15 protein-coding genes, 2 tRNA genes and 1 pseudogene are annotated in these 21,173 nt (G+C 60.6%); 11 read left to right on the top strand and 7 right to left on the bottom strand.

Features of this window, described 5'->3' with window-relative positions:
- Nucleotides 1-284: 284 nt before the first annotated feature.
- The 7 genes and pseudogenes from F0M17_RS02535 to F0M17_RS02565 all read left to right on the top strand — a co-directional run bounded on the left by F0M17_RS02535 (nucleotide 285) and on the right by F0M17_RS02565 (nucleotide 9,960).
- The gene (locus F0M17_RS02535) at nucleotides 285-2,201 is read left to right on the top strand and encodes an ExeM/NucH family extracellular endonuclease (RefSeq protein WP_149596328.1); all 1,917 of its coding nucleotides are present in this window, start codon (nucleotides 285-287) and stop codon (nucleotides 2,199-2,201) included.
- Nucleotides 2,202-2,470: 269 nt separating this feature from the next.
- Nucleotides 2,471-3,802, top strand: coding sequence for an ABC transporter substrate-binding protein (locus F0M17_RS02540; RefSeq protein WP_246857114.1), 1,332 nt, complete (start codon nucleotides 2,471-2,473; stop codon nucleotides 3,800-3,802).
- Between the two features lie 90 nt (nucleotides 3,803-3,892).
- Nucleotides 3,893-4,993: a carbohydrate ABC transporter permease gene (locus tag F0M17_RS02545; RefSeq protein WP_149596330.1), complete on the top strand. Its 1,101-nt coding sequence runs from the start codon at nucleotides 3,893-3,895 to the stop codon at nucleotides 4,991-4,993.
- A 34-nt stretch (nucleotides 4,994-5,027) separates the two neighbouring features.
- Nucleotides 5,028-5,873, top strand: coding sequence for a carbohydrate ABC transporter permease (locus tag F0M17_RS02550; protein WP_073707469.1), 846 nt, complete (start codon nucleotides 5,028-5,030; stop codon nucleotides 5,871-5,873).
- Nucleotides 5,873-7,291 (top strand): GH1 family beta-glucosidase, encoded by a 1,419-nt coding sequence (locus tag F0M17_RS02555; RefSeq protein WP_149596331.1) that lies wholly within the window; start codon nucleotides 5,873-5,875, stop codon nucleotides 7,289-7,291. Before F0M17_RS02550 ends, F0M17_RS02555 begins: the two co-directional genes overlap by 1 nt.
- Nucleotides 7,292-7,385: 94 nt before the next feature.
- The gene (locus F0M17_RS02560; RefSeq protein WP_038990245.1) at nucleotides 7,386-8,405 is read left to right on the top strand and encodes a LacI family DNA-binding transcriptional regulator; all 1,020 of its coding nucleotides are present in this window, start codon (nucleotides 7,386-7,388) and stop codon (nucleotides 8,403-8,405) included.
- A 119-nt stretch (nucleotides 8,406-8,524) separates the two neighbouring features.
- Nucleotides 8,525-9,960 (top strand): annotated as a pseudogene (locus tag F0M17_RS02565) (IS1380 family transposase).
- Nucleotides 9,961-10,225: 265 nt separating this feature from the next.
- Here the strand turns inward: F0M17_RS02565 and F0M17_RS02570 are convergent.
- From F0M17_RS02570 to F0M17_RS02580, 3 genes are all read right to left on the bottom strand, one after another.
- Nucleotides 10,226-10,299: transfer RNA gene (locus F0M17_RS02570), tRNA-Arg, on the bottom strand.
- Nucleotides 10,300-10,436: 137 nt separating this feature from the next.
- A complete protein-coding gene (locus F0M17_RS02575; RefSeq protein ID WP_149596332.1) occupies nucleotides 10,437-10,976 on the bottom strand; it encodes a GNAT family N-acetyltransferase in 540 nt (179 codons plus the stop codon).
- A 61-nt stretch (nucleotides 10,977-11,037) separates the two neighbouring features.
- Nucleotides 11,038-11,111, bottom strand: a tRNA-Arg gene (locus F0M17_RS02580).
- 317 nt (nucleotides 11,112-11,428) lie between these two features.
- On the opposite strand from F0M17_RS02580, the gene F0M17_RS02585 reads away from it, so the two are divergent.
- From F0M17_RS02585 to F0M17_RS02595, 3 genes are all read left to right on the top strand, one after another.
- The gene (locus F0M17_RS02585; RefSeq protein WP_149596333.1) at nucleotides 11,429-13,261 is read left to right on the top strand and encodes a phosphoenolpyruvate carboxykinase (GTP); all 1,833 of its coding nucleotides are present in this window, start codon (nucleotides 11,429-11,431) and stop codon (nucleotides 13,259-13,261) included.
- 168 nt (nucleotides 13,262-13,429) lie between these two features.
- The gene (locus tag F0M17_RS02590) at nucleotides 13,430-13,957 is read left to right on the top strand and encodes a PadR family transcriptional regulator (protein WP_038993803.1); all 528 of its coding nucleotides are present in this window, start codon (nucleotides 13,430-13,432) and stop codon (nucleotides 13,955-13,957) included.
- Complete coding sequence (locus tag F0M17_RS02595) at nucleotides 13,954-15,036, top strand: alpha/beta fold hydrolase (protein ID WP_168201931.1); 1,083 nt, start codon at nucleotides 13,954-13,956, stop codon at nucleotides 15,034-15,036. The genes F0M17_RS02590 and F0M17_RS02595 overlap by 4 nt, the downstream gene beginning before the upstream one ends.
- A 67-nt stretch (nucleotides 15,037-15,103) precedes the next feature.
- On the opposite strand, the gene F0M17_RS02600 is transcribed toward F0M17_RS02595, so the two are convergent.
- The 4 genes from F0M17_RS02600 to F0M17_RS02615 form a co-directional block, all read right to left on the bottom strand.
- On the bottom strand, nucleotides 15,104-16,279 hold the full coding sequence (locus F0M17_RS02600; protein ID WP_149596335.1) for a globin domain-containing protein: 1,176 nt from the start codon (nucleotides 16,277-16,279) through the stop codon (nucleotides 15,104-15,106).
- A gap of 144 nt (nucleotides 16,280-16,423) precedes the next feature.
- Nucleotides 16,424-16,882: an Rrf2 family transcriptional regulator gene (locus F0M17_RS02605; RefSeq protein ID WP_073707474.1), complete on the bottom strand. Its 459-nt coding sequence runs from the start codon at nucleotides 16,880-16,882 to the stop codon at nucleotides 16,424-16,426.
- Between the two features lie 77 nt (nucleotides 16,883-16,959).
- A complete protein-coding gene (locus tag F0M17_RS02610; RefSeq protein ID WP_038993806.1) occupies nucleotides 16,960-17,430 on the bottom strand; it encodes a hypothetical protein in 471 nt (156 codons plus the stop codon).
- A gap of 12 nt (nucleotides 17,431-17,442) precedes the next feature.
- A complete protein-coding gene (locus tag F0M17_RS02615) occupies nucleotides 17,443-18,867 on the bottom strand; it encodes a phosphomannomutase/phosphoglucomutase (protein ID WP_083515703.1) in 1,425 nt (474 codons plus the stop codon).
- Between the two features lie 176 nt (nucleotides 18,868-19,043).
- Here F0M17_RS02615 and F0M17_RS02620 point away from each other — a divergent pair, with 176 nt between their 5' ends.
- Complete coding sequence (locus F0M17_RS02620) at nucleotides 19,044-21,164, top strand: ATP-dependent DNA helicase RecQ (protein WP_149596336.1); 2,121 nt, start codon at nucleotides 19,044-19,046, stop codon at nucleotides 21,162-21,164.
- The last annotated feature ends 9 nt before the right edge of the window (nucleotides 21,165-21,173 follow it).

The following is a 21,173-nucleotide window of genomic DNA, read 5'->3' on the forward strand; positions in this document are numbered from 1 at the left end:
CGAGGTGGGGGACACCAGTAAATCGTGGCGTCCCTTGACGGAAACTGAATCTGCGATAAGCACAAAGCAAGACTAATTGAACTGACCGGTCAGTTCAAATAGGGAAAATATTCCTTTAATCACGTCTAGACGTAAACCGCTTGATGCTCTTGGATGGTTCTTGGCTAAGCCTTATAAACGCGGTGTGGAGTTCACGAGTAGTTCACTGAACTCTGATTACCTCGAAGCCTAGTCGCCATTGGCGGTTCTGACTACCGCCCAACGATCATCAACCGAGGGAAACTATGAGCAAGAGACGAACTACCAGTATTGCGGCAGTTCTGCTGTCCGGCGCTGTTGTTGCATCCACCTTCACCGCAGCTCAGGCTGACACGGTGGAGATCACCCCCATCGAGCAGGTGCAAGGTACGGGGGATACCTCCCCATTGGTCGGCCAAAAGACCACCGTGCGTGGCGTGGTGACCGCCGCCTATGCAGAGGGTGGAATTCGCGGATTCTACCTACAAAGCGCCGGTAGTGGGGCACAGATTCCAACAGAAGGAAGCTCGGCGGTATTCATTTACGCCCCGGACGATGTAGCTTCAGTTGAGGTCGGGGACCACCTGCAGGTCTCTGGAACGGTCAGTGAGTACTACGGGCTCACCCAGATCAAAGCCCAGAGTGTGAAGTCCCTGAGTGAGCCGGCCGAAAGCATTAAGCCATTGGCCATCACCTTGCCTAGCGACGAAGCCGGGCGCGAGCAGATCGAATCCATGCTCATTGAACCTCAGGGTGAGTTCACTGTCTCGGATAACTATTCGCTGAACCAATATGGTGAACTGACCCTAGCCATGGGAACAAGCTCGATCCTCCCAGGCGAAAAGCTGCTGCGTCAGCCCACCGACGTCTTTGCTCCGGGCAGTGCGCAGGCCGCTGAGCTAGGGAAAGAAAACGAGCAGCGCTCGATCGTGGTGGACGATGGTGCCACCTTGAATTTCAGCACCGCCAAAAACACCACCGTTGCCCTGCCATATATTGATTCTGCCCATCGCGTCAGTGTTGGAGCGGAAGCCACTTTCACCGGACCGATGATTCTGGACTACCGGTATGACCTGTGGCGACTACAGCCTCAGGGGCAGGTGATCGGCTCCGATGACGCAGATATCGCCTTGCACTTTGAGCAGATCGATAATAGTGCCCCACAGGATGTCGGCGGCAACGTGTCCGTAGGCAGCTTCAACGTACTGAACTACTTCACCACTACCGGCGATGAACTTTCCGGTTGCAGCTACTACTCGGACCGCGAAGGTAATCCAGTGACCGTCCGTCAAGGATGCGACGCTCGTGGAGCTGCCAACCAGGCCAGTTTTGAACGTCAGCAGTCCAAAATTGTTGCTGCGTTGAGCAAATTTACCGCGGATGTCGTGGTACTTGAAGAAATTGAAAACTCGGCCCGTTTTGGTCAGGATCGCGATGCTGCCCTAGCTCATCTGGTTGATCAGTTGAATTCGGCAGCCGGTTCAAAGATCTGGAAATTTGTCCCAAGCCCGGATGCTACCCCGGCTGATGAAGACGTGATCCGCACCGCGATCATCTACCGCAACAAAGCTGTGAAGCCGATCGGCGAATCGGTCATTCTCGAAGACGAGGCCTTTGATAATGCGCGCGAACCACTGGGTCAAGCCTTCCAGAAGGTCGGCGGAAATCAGAAGACTCGTTTTGTGGTCGTAGCCAATCACTTCAAGTCGAAGGGCTCAGACCCGAAAGACGGTTCGGGCAACGCTGACTCCGGCGATGGCCAGGGTGCCTGGAACGCCGATCGAGTAGATCAGGCTAAGGCGCTGGTCAGTTTTGCTGATCAGCTGAAGAAGTCACGCAACACCCAGAAGGTCTTGCTCGCTGGCGACTTCAATTCCTACGCTGCCGAAGATCCAATTCGAGTGCTCGCCGAGGCGGGCTACGTTGATCTCGGTGCCAAGGCTGACTCGCAGAGCTACGTTTATGGTGGGCTGAGCGGTTCCTTGGATCATATTCTGGCTTCCCCAGAGCTGGCTTCCAAGGTCACCGGCCAGGATATCTGGAATATCAACGCCATCGAATCCGTCGGCTATGAATACAGCCGCTACAACTACAACATCACCAACCTGTTTAGCTCGAACCAGTACCGTTCATCGGATCATGATCCGGTTCTGGTTGGATTGCAGTTGAACAAGAAGGGCTAGTTTCAGCTAGTTTTATCGGCCAGGCAACTCCCAATGGGGCAGTTGTCTGGCCGATTCTTTCGTTAAGGGTTGACAAGCAGAATCTATTGTGGAGAATTATGGAAGAAGTTTTGTGAGAGCGCTCACAAAATAGCTAAGCGGAGTTGCTGTCATTGCTATGGCAAATGGGGTTCAGGAAGAACCCTCATATTTTTGCCACATTTTGAGAGCGCTCTCAAAATATGTTGGTCTCACCTCACTCGCACAAACAAGACTTGAATGGAGTCACCGTGAACCCCTCACAAACAGCTCGGCTAGCCAAGGTTGTAGCCCTGAGCTCAAGTATTGCCCTGCTCGCAGCAGGCTGCGCATCGGGCGATAGCAAGGACGCCGCCCAGCCAGCCTCCGCGGATAATCCTGTCACCCTGACCATCACCACCTTCGGCACCCAGGGTTTGGATCCTCTGTACAAGCAGTACGAAGCCGATAACCCAGGCATCACCATTGAAGCCACCAACATCGACACCGGTGGCAACGCACTGACCGACTGGAAAACCAAACAAGCCGCGGGCGCAGGCCTGCCGGATGTTCAAGCTGTGGAAGAAGGCTGGCTCGGCCAAGTCATGACCGTTTCAGATAGCTTCACCGACCTCAACGAATACGGTGCCAAAGATATCGCCGGCGACTGGGTGGACTGGAAAGTACAGCAGGCCACCGACGCCGATGGTCGCACCATCGGCTACGGCACCGACATCGGACCTATGGGCCTGTGCTACAACAGCAAGCTCTTCAAGGCAGCCGGTCTGCCCAGCGATCGTGAACAGGTTGCAGAACTCTTCGGCGGCGCCGACTCGACGTGGGATGACTTCTTCTCCGTGGGCGAGGACTACGTGAAGAAAACCGAAAAGGCCTTCTATGACCAGTCCGGCTTCGTCTGGAACGCCATGGTCAACCAGCTCGATGAAGGCTACTACAAGGCTGATGGCTCACTGAACATTGAGGGAAACACCGCACTGCGTGAGCGGTGGGATCAACTGTCGGCTGCAGCGTCCAAGGGCCTGTCCTCGGCGCAGACCCAATGGGACTGGGGCAAGGGACAAGCATTTGTCGACGGCTCCTTCGCAGTGATGCCATGCCCAGGCTGGATGTTGGGCAACGTCAAGGGTCAGGTTGAAGGCGCCGGTGGCGACGCATCGGACGGTTGGGACTTTGCCGATGTCTTCCCTGGCGGCGCAGCCAACTGGGGCGGTGCATTCCTGACGGTGCCAAGCACTTCCAAGCATCCCGCTGAGGCGGCCAAGCTCGCGCAGTACCTGACCAACGCCACCTCGCAGGCGACTTCCTTCGAAGAAGCAGGAGCCTTCCCAAGCAACATCGAAGCACAGAAGTCCAAGGCTGTGACCGGTGAGAACGACCTGACCAAGTTCTTCAATGGTGCACCGATCGGTGAAATTCTCTCGAACCGTGCCGAGGGCGTAAAGGCACAGTACAAGGGCGCGGATGATTCGGTGATTCAGGAGCAGGTCTTCGGTCCAGCAACTATCGCCATTGACAAGGGCACTGACGGGGACACCGCGTGGAACACGGCTCTGTCAACGCTGCAGGAACTGGAAATCAAGTAATCGGATTGGCCGACATAGCGCCCTGTGGGGTCAGCGTTCATCACTGACCTGGCCCCACAGAGCGCAACTGCAGCAGAAAAGAAGACACCGATGAGCACCACGACACCCATGTCACGGCCGAAACTACGGGCCGAAAAACCCAGTACGCCCACCCCAGAAAGGCTGCAGGAAGCCAAGGCAGAACGCAAAATGCGACGCCAGCACCTGCGTGGCCGACTGGATTTTAAGTACTCCCCATACCTTTATATCTCGCCCTTTTTCATCCTCTTCGCGCTGGTTGGGCTCTTCCCACTGATCTACACCTTCGTGGTATCAATCAACGACTGGGACCTGCTAGGTGGAGCCGGTGACTGGGTGGGGCTGAAAAACTACCAGGCAGAACTAGCCTCACCGCTGTTCTGGAATTCGCTGTTCAACACTTTCAGCATCTTCCTGCTCTCTGCGATCCCGCAGCTGGTGGTCGCCACCTTCATCGCAGCGATGCTTGATCAAAATATCAGGGCCAAAACTTTTTGGCGGATGAGCGTGCTGGTTCCCTACGTGGTGACTCCGGTGGCTGTCACGCTGATCTTCTCCACTGCCTTCGACGAGAAATACGGACTGATCAACAACCTGCTCGGTGCACTGAACCTGGACACGATTGCCTGGAAAACCGATGTGTTCCCCTCCCACATGGCAATTGCCACCATGGTGAACTGGCGTTGGACTGGGTACAACGCGTTGATCTTGCTGGCGGCCATGCAGGCCGTACCTCGCGAATTACACGAATCGGCGGCGATCGATGGGGCAGGAATGATTCGCCGTTTCTTCTCCATTACCCTGCCAAGTATCCGTCCCACCATGATCTTCGTGATCATCACAGCGACCATCGGAGGTTTACAGATCTTTACCGAGCCCAAACTCTTTAGCCCCAGTAGTTCGGTTCCGGGCGGACCTGATCGGCAGTATCAAACCACGGTGCTTTATCTGTGGGATCTGGCCTTCAACCGCGGGGACTTTGGGCGGGCCTCGGCCGTGGCTTGGATGCTGTTTTTGATCATCATCGTGATCGGAGTGATCAACTTCTTGATCTCCGGCACCATCGCCTCGTCTTCAGATAAGCGCGGACCTCGACGGATTCCAGGCCGAAAAGCCAAACGTATCGAATCCCATCCTTCCGGTTCACTCAGAGAAAGTGCCAACGATGAGTAACGCTACCTTGCAATCAACTGCTAGACCCAAGTTGATGCGCCAGGCCCGAAACAAGAACTTTTCTGCCGACCGGCGTCCAGGATTTCTCACCTACGGCATCCTGCTGGCCTTCCTTATCGGAAGTACCTATCCGCTGTGGTATTCCTTTGTGATTGGTTCTTCTACTGGTGCAGTCTTTTCTTCGGCATGGCCACCGCTGCTTCCGGGCGGACAGTTCTGGACTAACGTGGCTGAGGTCTTTGACTCGGTGGAGTTCTGGGCTGCGCTGGGTAACAGCTTGATTGTTTCTTCAGTTATTACCTTCTCGGTGGTGATGTTTTCTACCCTTGCCGGTTACGCCTTCGCCAAGCTGCGCTTCCGCGGGCGCCAGGGACTGCTGGTTTTTGTCATTGCAACACTGGCGGTGCCGACTCAGCTCGGGATTATCCCGATGTTCATGATGATGAAGGAACTGGGGTGGACCGGTTCTTTGGGAGCGATCATGATTCCAACCCTGGTGACAGCCTTTGGCGTCTTCTTCATGCGCCAGTATCTGGTGGATAATATCCCCGACGAGCTCATCGAGGCTGCCCGAGTGGACGGCGCCTCCATGATCGGCACCTTCTGGCATGTCGGTGTCCCAGCGGCCCGGCCCGCGATGGCGATCCTGTCGCTGTTCACCTTCATGACCGCGTGGACCGACTACCTGTGGCCGATGCTGGTGGCGCCGCAGAACCCGACCTTGCAGGTGGCGTTGAGCCAGCTGCAGTCTGCACGATACGTTGACTACACCATCGTGATGAGCGGAGCCTTGATGGCGACGATCCCGCTGCTGGTGCTTTTCATTCTTGCAGGCAAGCAACTTGTATCCGGAATTATGGCAGGAGCTGTAAAGGGCTGATGATGAACCACCTATCCCAGCAATTCGCATGGCCGAAGGACTTCTTGTGGGGCTCTGCCACCGCGGCAGCCCAGATCGAAGGGGCGGCGCACTCCTACGGGAAGGAGGATTCCGTCTGGGACGCCTTCGCCCGCAAGCAGGGGGCCATCGCAGGCGGCGATAATCTCGACGTTGCGGTGGACCACTACCACCGCTACCGCGAAGATGTGCAGCTGATGCGCGAACTGGGCCTGGACTCCTACCGCTTCTCCACCAGCTGGGCCCGCATCGTTCCGGGCGGGCGCACGGTGAACCCCGAGGGCCTGGACTTCTACTCGCGGCTGGTCGACGAGCTGCTGGAGAACGGCATCCTGCCGTGGCTGACCCTCTACCACTGGGATCTGCCGCAGGCCCTGGAAGAGCGCGGCGGCTGGGCCAACCGCGAGACCGCGTACAAGTTCCTCGACTACGCCGAAGCGGTGCATGGAAAACTCGGCGACCGGGTGAAGCACTGGACGACCTTCAATGAACCGCTGTGCTCCTCGCTCATCGGCTACGCCGCCGGCGAGCACGCCCCGGGACGCCAGGAGCCCGAGGCCGCGCTGGCCGCGGTGCACCACCAGCACCTGGCCCACGGGCTGGCCGCATCCCGGCTGCGCGAATTGGGCGCCGAGCAGATCGGTATCACGCTGAACCTGACCAACGCGGTGCCGAACGACCCGAAAGATCCTGTGGACCTGGAAGCCGCGCGCCGCATCGACGCGCTGTGGAACCGGATGTACCTGGATCCGATCCTGCGCGGCGCATACCCGGAAGACCTGCTCGAGGACGTCAAAGGACTGGGGCTGGCCGAATCCATCGAGCCCGGGGATCTGGAGATCATCGCGCAGCCAATCGATTTCCTGGGTGTGAACCACTACCACGACGACAACGTCTCGGGCCATCCGCTGCCAGCCGGCCAGCCGCCGGCCATCGTGCCCACCGATGCGCCGAAGTCCTCGCCGTTTGTCGGCAGCGAGTACGTGAGCTTCCCGGCCCGCGACCTGCCGCGCACGGCCATGGGCTGGGAGGTGAATCCCGAGGGGCTGCGCGTGCTGCTGAACCGCCTGAAGCGCGACTACAGCAATATGCCGGCGCTGTACATCACGGAGAACGGCGCGTCCTACACGGATACGGTCACCGAGGCCGGAACCATTGAAGACACCGAACGCGAGGAATACATCCTCAACCACCTCGATGCCGTCGCCCGCGCGATCGGCGATGGCGTGGATGTCCGCGGCTACTTTGTCTGGTCCTTGCTGGATAATTTCGAATGGGCCTGGGGCTACGCCAAGCGCTTCGGAATCATCCACGTCGATTACCAGACCCAGGAGCGGACAATCAAGAATAGCGGCCGGACCTACGCGGGGTTGATTGCCGCGAACCGTACAATGGCATAACACCTGAGCATGGTGGCCCGCAGCCCGCTCCCGGTGCTGCGGGCCACCATCGCGTTTCCACGACGAACTACTGCAAGGCACCTGGGTACAGAACATGAGCATGCACGAAGCGCGCAGTCCGAAGCCGACCCTAGAGTTGGTGGCAGAACGCGCAGGTGTCTCGCGCGCCACGGTTTCCCGCGTGGTGAACGGCTCGGATCGGGTGAAGCCCGCGGCCCGCAAGGCCGTTGAATTGGCGATCCGCGAATTGAATTATGTGCCCAACCGCGCTGCCCGTTCCCTCGCGCAGGGCCGGACCAATTCCGTTGCCCTGGTTGTCCCCGAGAACACCGCGAAGTTCTTTGCCGATCCCTACTTCGCCAAGGTGGTCCAGGGCGTGGCCCGGTACCTGGCCGGCACCGAATTCATGCTCACCTTGCTGCTGTCCACCGAAGCGGATCCGGCAAAGACCACCCGCTACCTGCAAGGCGGCAACGTGGATGGCGCACTGGTGCTTTCGCACCACGCAGATGACCGCTCCTATGCTGATCTCGGAAACGTGCTGCCCATGGTCTATGGCGGTCGCACCATGAGCACCGACCAGAAGGACATCTATGTTGTCGATATCGACAACATTGCCGCCGCCAGGCAGGCGACGGAGGTCGTCATTGGCCAGGGCCGCACCAAGCTGGCAACGATTGCCGGGCCGCAGGACATGGGTGCGGGACTGGACCGGCTGGTGGGTTTCAGGCAGGCGGTTGAGGACGCCGGGCTGGAACCTGTAGCTATCGAGATCGGCGACTTCACCCCGGCGAGCGGACGGCGGATCATGCAGCAGCTGCTGGATGCTAATCTCGCGGTCGACGGCCTGTTTGCCGCCAGCGCCCAGATGGGCTTCGGCGCCCTGCAGGCCCTGGCCGAGGCCGGCGTGAAAGTTCCCGAGGACATTTCGGTCACGTCGGTCGATGATGATTCCTTCGCGCGGAGCTCGACACCGCCGTTGACGACCATTGCGCAGAACCCGGAGCGCCAGGGCGAGATCATGGCGGAGCTGCTGATCAAGCGCATCAACGGGGAACAGGTGCCCGAGTGGAGCATCATGGACACGAAATTGGTGCTGCGCGCCTCGCACTAGCCCGGGTATTTCATGAAGGCGGCAGTCATTAACTGACTTAAAAGGAGAAAAGGCGGCCTGAACTGGGAAAATAGTGGTGTCGAATCATCATCCACCCAGTTCAATGGATCACCTTTTCAGTGAACCATTCTCCCCCCGTTTTCCCTGCTCTCTCGACCCAACTCACCGGCCAGTCCCTGGTCTCCCATGCAGGGTTGTCGGTGCTCACCAGCTTCCTGAACGCGGTAGGCTTCCGCTAGCTTTGCGAGGACCGGTTCAGCCAGTTCGTGCCAGCCACCGCAACCCACCGTCCAGGCAAGATCCTCGGAGCACTGGCTCTATCGTTGGCGGCTGGCGGGGAGCAAGCCACCGATATCGACCAACTACGAGCCGCACCAGGACTCTTCGGCCCGGTAGCGTCGGATGCCACCATCAGCAGGTTCATGAACCGGATCAAGGAGCAACCCGAAGCCTTCGAACATGGGTTCGCCACCATGACCCGGACCCTGCGCACCAAAGTGTGGGCTGCGGCCGGGCCACGGAATCCCGGCCGGCTGGCCACACCAGCCAACCCGCTGATCATCGTCATCGACGCCTCGTTGGTGCACGTGCACTCCGAAAAAGAAGGCAGTGCTGGAACCTATAAAGGCGGGTACGGGTTTTCACCGATGATCGCGATGGCCGACTACGGCAAGAAGAATGGCACCGGCGAAGTCCTCGCGGTCCAGTTGCGCCCGGGCAACCGGGCGCGAACTCGGCTGCATCCCATATCGAGGTGCTCAACCAGGCGTTGGCGCAGCTGCCGGACGGGTTCTACGACGAGCACGGAAACCTCTATGGAGAGAAGGTCCTGGTCCGTACCGATAGTGCCGGTTCGTCCCGTGAGTTCTTGCACTACCTGGATTCGTTGGGGATCCAGTTCTCCACCTCGTATTCGCTGCCGGTCATCAAGGAGCGGTTCATCCGGTGGATCGATGAGAAGAAATACTGGGAACCAGCGCTGGGCGCTGGCGGGGATCAGCGTGATGATGCGTGGGTGATTGACGCGTCCAAGGTGATCGAGCTGTAGGACTACCCGCCAGGAACCCGGATCTATTTGCGTGCTGAGCCGTTGCATCCCGGGGCGAAAGCGAACCTGTTCGACACGGACGGGAACAGGGTGACCGCGTTCTTGACCAATGCCCCGCGGTTCAACGTGGCGTTCCTCGATGCGAGGCACCGGGCGCGGGGCCGGTGCGAGAACAGGATCAAAACGCTGAAGAACACGGGGCTGGGCAAGCTGCCGTATTGGTCTTTTGCCGCGAACCAAGCATGGGCCAACCTGGCGATGTTCGCACTGAATTTGGTGTCATGGCTGCAGCTGGTCGTGTTGCCCGGCGGGCATGAGGCAGGCTGCTGGGATGTGAAGCGGTGGCGGTACCGGCTGTTCTCAATGGCCGGGAAAATTGTCTCTGGCGGCCGGCAGCGCCGGCTGTTGATCCCCGAAAGTGCACCAGAAGCGCAACTTCTATGCCAACTGATTGAGGGCATCGACTCGTTGTTCCAGCGATGGCGCCACGGATTGCTGGCTGCCTGAACTGGTGGTTGCTCTGTTGCTTCTGAAATTTTGAAAGGACTCCGTTTGGTCCGGGTGCGTGGAGCCTCGCACCCAGCGCCGGTGCGTCAAGGCGCTATTTGGCATGAACAGAGTCAGGAACTGCCGCCGAGAACCCCTTGGTATCGGAATTCGGCGGCCGGCGGAGTCCTCATGAAAAATTTGGGCTAGTCCCTCGCGGTGCCTGCGTTGAATCAGCAGGAATAACAAAAAAATTCCCACTCGAATGAGTGGGAATTTCAACTTGTGCGCCCAAAGGGATTCGAACCCCTGACCTTCTGTTCCGTAGACAGACGCTCTATCCAGCTGAGCTATGGGCGCTTATTCAATTGCTTGCCGTCTTGACGACTTGAATAACTTTACACGAGATTTTCCGGGAGCAATAACCAAAACGGCCAAAAGTGCGGTGTTTCACAAAATAACTAGTCGACTTCGGAATCGACGGAGCTGGAAGCCTGCTAATCGTGCAAGATCGCCTGGTAGAGGTAATGATCCTGCCAGCGTCCGGCGATCTTCAGGTAGTTCGGTGCCATCCCTATGCGGACGAAGCCGTTCTTCTCGAGAACGCGCTGCGACCCGTGATTGTAGGGGAGCGTGCTGGCTTCCAGCCGGTGCAGCCCCAGGTCGTTGAGCGCAGCGGTGCGCAATTTGGCCACGGCCCGGGAAGCCAAGCCGCGGCCGGTGTGCTCATGATCGATCCAGTAGCCCAAACTGGCGGTTTGGAATGCGCCGCGGACCACGCCGCTGATGTTGAAGCGACCGATGAGCTTCTTGTGCTCGAAGAGTCCGAAAGGGAAGGCTAGTCCGCTCCGCCGCGCTTCTGCGGCTGCGGCGAGGCTTGCCGCCTGATGGGCTTCGGTAAAGAACTCGGCGGGACGGGCCGGTTCCCAGGGCTGGAGGTGCTGCCGATTGCGCCGGTAGGACTCGGCGAGTTGCCGCGCGTCGGCAATTTCCAACGGGCGCAGGCTGAGCTGGCCATCCAAGGCGACGTGGTTCATCGGCTCATTCCTTGCGGGAAACAAAAAATTCCCACTCGATCGAGTGGGAATTTCAATTTTGTGCGCCCAAAGGGATTCGAACCCCTGACCTTCTGTTCCGTAGACAGACGCTCTATCCAGCTGAGCTATGGGCGCATATTCTTTTGTTTAGCTCGTTCTCACGAACCTCGAATAACTATACAGGTCGATTTCGCGCTGTACAAATCGACGGGCAAAGCTACTGGGCCCAGGTGAACAGAAGGTTATGTGAAGACATTGAAAGGGTACCGGTCTACGTGACCTTAGTCACTTAATGCGGGTGCGCTGGTTAGCCTAACCCCCGGAATTACGGGAATTTTCTCTTTTTGGTCCCCGGGGTTCCACTTTCATGAGGTTTCGATCACACGGCGCGGGCGTCGAGCACAACCTAGCCTTGATTTATTGCAAGTTCAGCCCAATGGAGGGAATGGATAATGAGCACGAGCTCGGATCAGAACGTTATCGACGCAGCACCTACTTCGCACGCGAAGTTGGCATCCTGGGTCGAGGAAGTTGCCGCACTGACGAAGCCGGATCGTGTTTATTGGGTTGATGGGTCTGTCGAAGAGAATGATCGCCTGACTGCCGAGCTGGTTGAAGCCGGTACCCTGGTCAAGCTGACCGATCCGAACTTCCCCAACTCCTACGCCGGTTTCTCGGACCCCAAGGACGTGGCCCGAGTCGAAGAGCGCACCTTCATCTGCTCCGAAAAGGAAGAAGATGCGGGCTTCACCAATAACTGGGAAGACCCGACCAAGATGAAGTCCATGCTCAACGGCCTGTTCGATGGCTCGATGCGCGGACGCACCATGTACGTTATCCCGTTCGTCATGGGACCGCTGGACGCAGAAGTACCTGCCTACGGCGTGGAAATCACCGATTCCGCCTACGTTGTCGCCTCGATGCGCATCATGGCCAAGATCGGCAATGAAGTGCTGCGCAAGATGGAAGCCGAGAACGCCTTCTTCGTTCCGGCCCTGCACTCGGTCGGCGCACCCCTGGAACCAGGCCAGGAAGATGTTCCATGGCCATGCAACGAAGACAAGTGGATCGTGCACTTCCCTGAAGAGCGCGCCATCATGTCCTACGGTTCGGGCTACGGCGGCAACGCGCTGCTGGGCAAGAAGTGCTACTCGCTGCGCATCGCCTCGGCCATGGCCCGCGATGAAGGCTGGCTCGCAGAGCACATGCTCATCCTGAAGCTGACCAGCCCGCAGAACAAGTCGTACCACATTGCCGCGGCCTTCCCATCGGCCTGCGGCAAGACCAACCTGGCGCTGCTGGATCCAACCATCGAAGGCTGGAAGGCCGAAACCCTGGGCGATGACATCAACTGGATGCGCATCGGCAAGGACGGCGAGCTGCGCGGCGTCAACCCTGAGTACGGCCTGTTCGGCGTGGCTCCAGGCACCGGCTGGTCCACCAACCCGAACGCCATGCGCGCTATCTCCAAGGGCAACAACATCTTCACCAACGTTGCGCTGACCGATGAGGGCGGCGTCTGGTGGGAAGGCATGACCGACGAGGCCCCAGCGCACCTGACCGACTGGCTGGGCAACGACTGGACCCCTGAGTCCGGCCGTCCTGCAGCGCACCCTAACTCGCGCTTCTGCACCCCGATCGACCAGGTCGACATGCTCTCGGACGACTACTACTCGCCAAACGGCGTGAAGATCGACGCGATCCTGTTCGGCGGCCGCCGCAAGACCACCATCCCGCTGGTGACCGAAGCCCGCAGCTGGACCAACGGCATCTTCATGGGTTCGACCCTCTCCTCGGAGACCACCGCGGCCGCTGCCGGCGCAACCGGCGTGATCCGCCGCGACCCAATGGCGATGCTGCCATTCATCGGCTACAACGCAGGCGACTACCTGAACCACTGGGACAAGATCTCGGACAAGCTCAACCCGGAGCAGATGCCGAAGATCTTCCTGGTCAACTGGTTCCGCCGCACCGCTGACGGCGGTTTCGCATGGCCAGGGTTCGGCGACAACTCGCGCGTGCTCAAGTGGGCCATCGAGCGCATCGAAGGCACCGCTGACGCCCGCGAAACCATCATCGGCAACGTCCCGACCGGCGAGTCCATGGACCTGACTGGACTGGACGGCTTCACCCCAGCCGATGTCGAAGCGGCAGTTGCTGTCAACAAGGACGAATGGGCCGTGGAAGTCGAGGGCATCGAGGAATGGTACGCCAACTTCGGCGATGCACTGCCGTCCTCGCTGCGCGCAGAACTCGATGGCCTGAAGGCCCGCCTGAGCGCCTAGCAAAACTGGATCTCCCGCAGATCCGCACTTGGGAACGCCCCGGCCACTGGAATTCCAGTGGCCGGGGTATTTTCATGCGCCGCCTAGGAATTGTCACAATCTGGGTACAGTTTCCACACGCCGGGCCGAAGTGGGTGCAAAATCAACTATGTGTGAAAAGATTGCCCTATGGTTTTGGCACGATTGATTCTCGGGCTGCTGTGCTTGTCGCCCATGACTGGCTACGAGCTCAAGAAGCACTTTGACTCCTCTATCAACCACTTCTGGAACGCGGACAAGGCGCAGATCTACCGCACGTTGGCGCAGCTGGTGGACAAGGGATACGCCACCGTGCGCACCGTCGCGCAGTCGAACTACCCGGACCGCCAGGAGCACCACATCACCGAAGCAGGACGCGAGGCCTTGGCCCAGTGGCTTTCTGCCGGGGCAGTGCAGTCTCCCGAACGCGACCCCTTCATGGGGCAGGTGTTCTTTGCCGCCGAACTCGAGCGCGATGAGATCCAGAATCTGCTGGAGGAACGCCGCCAAGCCACGCAGTACACCCTCGATGACTACCTCTCCCAGCGCGAAGGCATTGACATGCGCGCCGCTGCGGATCGTCGCAGCTTCCTGATGGCTGCCACACTTGACCATGCAATCCGACAACAAGCCGCAGAGCTGGAATGGCTCGACGCGGTATTGGAGTACTTGCCATGACTGCAGCCAAAGACCAGAACAAGACCCCTGCAAGCGATGCATCACGCGATGCCACCGATTATCCCGAAGTGCATCCCGGCCGGCATCACGATGCCCAGCGTTCGATGCAGACGCTGGTGTTCCTCCATGGCGGAAACGTCGGCAACTGGAGCTGGGACCCGCAGGTGCTGGCCTTTGGCGACTACAACATCCTGACCCTCCACCTGCCGGCCTTCGGCGCCCGGTTCGAGGAAACCTGGGAAGGACTGGAATCCGCCGCCGATGACGTCGCGGCCTTGATCGCCGACGAAGTTTCCGAAGGCGGCGTGCACCTGGTGGGCATGTCCCTCGGCGGCGTCATCGCGCTGCACGTGGCGGCACGGCATCCGGAACTGGTTGACTCCGTGATGATCACCGGAACACCGGTGACCGGCGTGGGCCAGGCGGCCAGGGCTTTCCAGCGGATGCAGCTCAAGCTCATCGGCAGCGAGTGGTACTGGCGATTCCAGGCCGGAGCCTACGGCATGGTGGATGACGAGCGGGAGCTGTTCACCGAGCATGGCGTGAAACTGAAGGCCGAGAACCTGCGGGCCATCATGGACGAGATGGATCCCGGGGGACTTCCGGAGAAGCTCGACTCCTACCAAGGTCCGGTGCTGGCCCTGGTCGGAGCCAAGGAGCCGAAGGTGGTGCAGAAATCCTTCGAGGCGCTGCGCGCCAAGCTCCCGCAGGTGATCACGCGCGTGGTCCCTGGCATGCACCACCAATGGAACATCGAGAACCCGATCCTGTTCAACTCGGTGCTGCGCAAGTGGATCTCAGAGGAAGGGCTGCACCAGATCCTGGTGGACCCGCAGGCCGCGAAACCGGCACGCGGCGCCAAGGCTGCGCCAGCCGAGCAGCCTGCCGAAGCTCCGGAATCCGAAGACCGCGATGCCGATCTGCCGGCACCGCCAGTCCAAGGGGCGGAGGCGAGGAAGCCTGGAAAGCTCGGCGGCAAAATCGATCCGCGGAAGCTGGATCCGAAGAAACTCGACTTCAAGAAGAAGGCCCCGCAGAAGGGTGATCAGCCGGAATCTGCCGCGGATACCGGAAAATAGCGGCAAAAAAGTGCTGCAGGTGGATTCCCCATGATTCCACCTGCAGCACAGTTGCAAGACCTGGATGCTAGGCGGCCAGCCACACATCCGGGCCGAAGACCTCATAGTGGATCCGCTCGGCTGGGATGCCGGCTTCCAGTGCCTGGCTGCGCGCGGCATGCATGAATGGCAGCGGGCCGCACAGGTACACCTCGGCGTCCTCGGCCAGTGCATCGGTCAGATCCATGTAGCCGGCCTTGGCGTTCAGCTCTTCCGGCAGTTCGCCGCGTTCGAACCAGGTGCCCAGGGTGCCCTGGGGCAGCTTGGCGATGGAATCGAGCATCTGCTCACGCAATGGCCAGGCACCCACTTCCTGGTCTGCATGCAGCACGGTGACCTTGCGGTTGGAGCCGCGTGCGGCCAGGGTCTGCAGCGCGGCGGCGCTCGGGGTGCAGCCGATGCCAGCGGTAGCGATCACCAGCGGCGCGCCCTCCTCATCGATGACCAGATCGCCATACGGATTCGACAGCTCGAGCACGTCGCCGAGCTTCAGGTCGTTGTGGATGACCGGGGAGAATTCGCCGTTCACATCCAGCTTGACGGTGATGGTGCGGCGGTTGGCCTGCTCGATATCGCTGCTCAGGGTGTACTGGCGAACCTGGCGGACGCCGTCGGCCATCGGCATGCGGACCGAAACGAACTGCCCTGGCTTGGCGACCGTTGCCGGGGTGTCGTCAGCTGGCTCGAAGCTGAAGCTGACCGAATCGACACCGGTTTCGGTGCGTTCGACAAGCTTCCACGGGGTGTAGATCTCGGCGTTGGCCTGCTGCGCGTACAAGCCCTTCTCGATCTTGATCAGCGCATGGGCCATCAGCCAGTACACCTCGGTCCAGGCCTCGGCGATCTCCGGGGTCAGCGCATCGCCCAGATCTTCGGCGATGGCATCGAAGAGGTGCTTGTAGACGATCGGGTACTGCTCCTCGACGACACCGAGGGAGGTGTGCTTGTGGGCCACGCGGGCAAGCATGGTTTCCGGGGTGACGCCCGGGTGCTTGACCAGGTAGGTTGCGAAGACCGCGATGGATCCTGCCAAGGCCTGCTGCTGGGTGCCGTTCTTCTGGTTCGAGCGGGAGAAGATTCCGTCGAGCAGTTCAGGGTGGGCGGCGAACAGGCGGTTGTAGAAGTTCGGGGTAATGCTGGAAATGCGCTCTGCGATGATCGGCAGCGTGGCTTCAATGACCGGGAAGGACTTGGTGGACAGCATCGGGTCTCCTTGGGCGTAGGTGATTACTTGTATCTGAAATACAAGATTTATGATTCATTTCTACGCTCAGTAGAAAAGGATTGCAAATCAATTGGCCGGTTTCGCAACAGAAGTGACCGGTATCACTTCATGGGTGAAGTGGAACTAGGAAATGCTGCGCACCGTAGGGAAGGGGAGCAGCGTGATGGGCTCCGCTGCTGACGTCGGGCAGATATCCCTGATCGTCAGCGGATCCAGCGAGGCGTAGAAGGCTTCGCGTGCCTGGCGGAAGACCGCCCGCAGGCGGCAGTTGCCCGAGAGCGGGCAGTTGGATTGCGCGTCATGATCGGTGCAGTCCACGATATCGGTGCGCTTGTCCAATTTGCGCAGCAGCCCGCCGAGGGAAAAATCCAGCGCTTCTCCGCTCAAGGCGGCGCCGCCGTTGCGGCCGCGGGTGACCTGCAGGATGCCCAGCGTGCGCAGTTCCAGCACTGCCTTGGCAACGTGGTTGTAGGGAACCCCGACCGAATCGGCGATCTCGCGGCTGGTCAGTTGCCCGGTGCCGGGAGTTGCCAGGACCATCACGGTCCGCAGGCACACGTCGGTGAAGGCACTGAGTTTCATGCTTCCCACTCTACGCGGGAAAAGCGCTTCGGGGTCGGCATAGTGACTATGCCGACCCCGAAAGCACCCGATGCGGGCTAGAGCGCGTTGGCCCAGATGGCTTCCGCCGACTCCGCCGCCGGCTCATCGAAGTGCCATTCTCCGCCTGGCTCGGCAGGCATGGTGTACGGCTGCACGATGGCCAGCGCGGCACCGATGCGGTGCTCGGCAACAATGTGGATGGCGTCCTGGTCATTGTCCTGGAGCAGCACGTCGGAGGCGACGGCGATGGCCTGGAAGTGGGTGCCCTGCTGGTTCAGCACCTGCATCAGGTCGGCAACCATGGCTTCGGTGTCGATGTCGGCTTCCGGATCCTCGGGATCGTCCGTTGGCGGAACCGCAATCAGGCGCAGCTCCGGCTCGTCTTCGCCTTCCTGCGGTTCCAGCGCGATGGCGAAAGGCAGGAACACGCCCTGCTCCTCCAGCTGTTCGCGGGCTACGCCCAGGGCGGTGCCCAAGACCTTGTTCAGCGCGTCCTTGACGCCTTCATCCAGTTCTTCGAGGTTCATGTCTTCCCTTTGCTAGTTGGCGACGGTGTTTTCACGCACGATAGCCAGCACGGCATCGCGAATGGGCTCAATGATCTGCGCGGTCCGGCCCTCGCCGTTGAAACGCAGGTACGGTTCGGTGTTCGACGGGCGCAGATTGATCCACCAGCTTCCGTCGGCCGCCGAAATGGTCGTGCCGTCCATGGTCGTCACGTCCACGGGCTGGTCCTGGAAGTGGGACACCACGCGGGCGGTGGCTCCTGCCTTGTCCTCCACCTCGGAATTGATTTCACCGGTGGCAACGTACGGTTCGTATTCGGCGCCCAGCTCGGAGAGCGGCAGGTCTTGCCCGCCCAGGGCGGCCAGCACATGCATGGCGGCGAGCATCCCGGTATCGGCATTGTAGAAGTCGCGGAAGTAGTAGTGGGCCGAATGCTCGCCGCCGAAGACCGCGCCCTGGGCGGCCATCTCGGCCTTGATGAAGGAGTGGCCCACGCGGGTCATCACCGGGGTGCCGCCGGCCTTGGCGACGAATTCCGGCACAGCCTTGGAGGTGATCAAGTTGTGGATGATCACCGGGGATTGTTCGCCGGCGGCCTGCACTCGCGCGATTTCGCGCACCGCAACCAGTGCGGTGATGGCCGAGGGGGACAGCGGCAGGCCGCGCTCGTCGATCACGAAGCAGCGGTCGGCATCGCCGTCGAATGCCAGGCCGAGGTCGGCGCCGTGCTCCAGCACCGCTGCCTGCAGGTCCTTGAGATTCTCCGGTTCCAGCGGGTTGGCGGGGTGGTTGGGGAACGTGCCGTCCAGCTCGAAGTACAGCGGGATGATCTCCAGCGGCAACTCGGCCAGCACCGTGCCCCCGAGGACTGCAGGGGTGGTCATGCCGCCCATGCCATTGCCGGCGTCCACCACGATCTTCAACGGGCGAATGGCTGACAAGTCCACTAATTCCCGCAGGTAGGCTGCGTAGTCGGCCAGCACATCGCGTTCGCTGATGCTGCCCTGCGGGGCATCGCCGGAGACCGGCAGGCCCTCGTCCAGGTACTGCTGAGCAAGATCGCGAATGTCGAAAAGGCCGGTTGCCGAGGAAATCGGGCGGGCGCCGGCCTTGGACATCTTGATGCCGTTGTACTGGGCGGGATTGTGGCTTGCGGTGAAGACGACACCGGCGGCATTGAACTTGCCCGAGGCGAAATACAGCTCATCGGTGGAAATCAATCCGAGCATGACCACGTTGGCACCGCGGTAGGTGGCGCCGCGGGCGAAGGCCTGGGCGAATTCCGCGGAGGACGGACGCATATCGCCGCCAACCAGCACGTCCTTGCCGGACAGCGACAGCACGTCGACAAAGGCGGCGCCAATAGCTTCAATTGCTTCGGCGTCCAGGGTCTCGCCGACCACGCCACGCACGTCGTAGGCCTTAAAGCTCTGATTCAGGTCAATCTGTTCACTCACGCCTTTCAGCCTACCGGCTAGGCCGATTCAAATCATTGAGATGCAAGCCAATCCAGGTGGGAAATGCCTAACATTTCTGCTGATGGATCCTTGCCGCACCTCCGCCGGGCAGAGCCCATCCACAATCAGCGGGCGCCGCGAGCCAAATCGTAGGCGGGAACTGAAATACTGGAGGCATGAATGGCTCAACGCAAGTGGATCTGAAAACGCTGGCACTGCAGAAGCTGCGCGCCCTGGTGCAAAACCCGGACGCGCAGTTCCATGACGGACAGTATGAAGCGATCAGCGCGCTGGTGGCCCAGCGGCGCCGTGCACTCGTCGTCCAGCGCACCGGCTGGGGCAAATCCGCGGTGTACTTCATCGCTTCCCTGCTGCTGCGCGAACAGGGCTACGGGCCAACACTGATCGTTTCGCCGCTGCTGGCCCTGATGCGCGACCAGGTCGCGGCCGCGGAGCGTGCGGGCGTCCGCGCCGCGGCCATCAACTCGGCCAACGTGCTCGAATGGCGCGAGATTCTCGAAAAGCTGCAGCGCAATGAGCTCGATGTGCTGCTGGTATCCCCGGAGCGCTTGAACAATCCATCCTTCCGCGAGCAGCAGTTGCCGATGCTGATGCAGCGCCTGGGCCTGCTGGTGATCGACGAAGCGCACTGCATTTCCGACTGGGGCCACGATTTCCGTCCCGACTACCGCCGCATCCGGGATCTGATTGCCCGGTTGCCCCAGGGCCTGCCGGTGCTGGCGACTACCGCCACCGCGAACAGCCGAGTCGTCCAGGATGTGGCCGAACAGCTGGCCGGAGGCACCGAAGAGGTCTTCACGCTGCGCGGCACCCTGGCCCGCGACTCGCTGCGCCTGGGTGTCCTGCGCCTGGCTTCGCCGCGGATGCAGTTGGCCTGGCTGCTCAGCCACATCGAGGACTTCAAGGGCTCGGGGATCATCTACACCCTGACGGTTTCTGGCGCAGAGGATATTGCCCGACTGCTCAAGGACGCCGGGCACGAAGTTGCCGCGTACACCGGACGCACCGATCTGGAAGAACGCGAACGCCTTGAGCAGGCGTTGAAGAACAATGAAGTGAAAGCGCTGATCGCCACCAGCGCCTTGGGCATGGGCTTCGATAAGCCGGACCTCGGCTTCGTGCTGCACGTCGGTGCGCCCAGCTCGCCGGTGGCCTACTACCAGCAGGTGGGCCGTGCCGGACGTGGAAGCGTCAACGCGGATGTGCTGCTGCTGCCCGGGCCCGACGACTCGGAAATCTGGGAATACTTCGCCACCAGCTCCATGCCGGACCAAGAGCGTGCCACCCAGGTGCTCGAGGCCCTGGCCAAGGCCGACGGGGCGATGAGTGTCCCGGCGTTGGAAAGCGCGGTGAACCTTCGGCGCTCGCCGCTTGAGCTGCTGCTGAAGGTCCTGGCGGTGGACGGCGCAGTGGAGCGCGTGGCTGGCGGCTGGATGCGCACGGACATGCCGTGGACCTATGATGCCGATCGCTACAAGCGGGTGGCGCAGAGCCGGGTCCATGAGCAGAACCTCATGGTCAGCTATGAGAACACGCGTGGCTGCCGCATGCAGTTCCTGACCGATGCGTTGGATGACCCGCAGTCCGCGCCGTGCGGCCGGTGCGACAACTGCGCCGGCGTGTGGTTCGACGACCATATTCCCGACGACTCCAAGGACAGTGCGCAGGCGGCCTTGGGCCGGGTGGGTGTGCCTATCGAGCCGCGCAAGCTGTACCCCTCCGGACTGGATCGGCTGGGCTACGCGCTCAAAGGCAAGATCCCTGTTGACGAGCAGGTGGCCATGGGCCGTGCGCTGGCCCGGTTGACCGACCTCGGCTGGGGCAACCGCTTGCGCCAGATCTTCGCCGACCCTGCCGACAACCCGATCGACAAGGCGATGTTCGAGGCCTGCATCAAGGTGCTGGCCGAATGGAACTGGGAGGAACGCCCGGTGGGTGTGGTGGCCATGCCATCGAATAAGCGCCCCCAGCTGATCACCTCGCTGGCCCAAGGCCTGGCCGAAGTAGGTCGGCTGCGCTATCTGGGCCAGCTCGAATATCGCGGTCCCGGACCGCAGAACGGTCCCGGAGGAAACTCGGCTTTCCGTGTTGCCGCGGTAGCTGATGCGTTCGAACTTCCAACCCAGCTTGAACAGCTCATTGCCAATGCTCCAGGGCCGGTGCTGCTCGTTGACGACCTGGTCGATTCGCGGTGGTCTATCGCGATGGCTGGACGGGCTTTGCGGATCGCCGGCGCTCCGGGTGTCATGCCTTTCACTTTGGGCGTAGCTGGGTAATCGCACAGT

This window comes from Glutamicibacter sp. ZJUTW (genome assembly GCF_008370855.1).
Classification (GTDB): domain Bacteria; phylum Actinomycetota; class Actinomycetes; order Actinomycetales; family Micrococcaceae; genus Glutamicibacter; species Glutamicibacter nicotianae.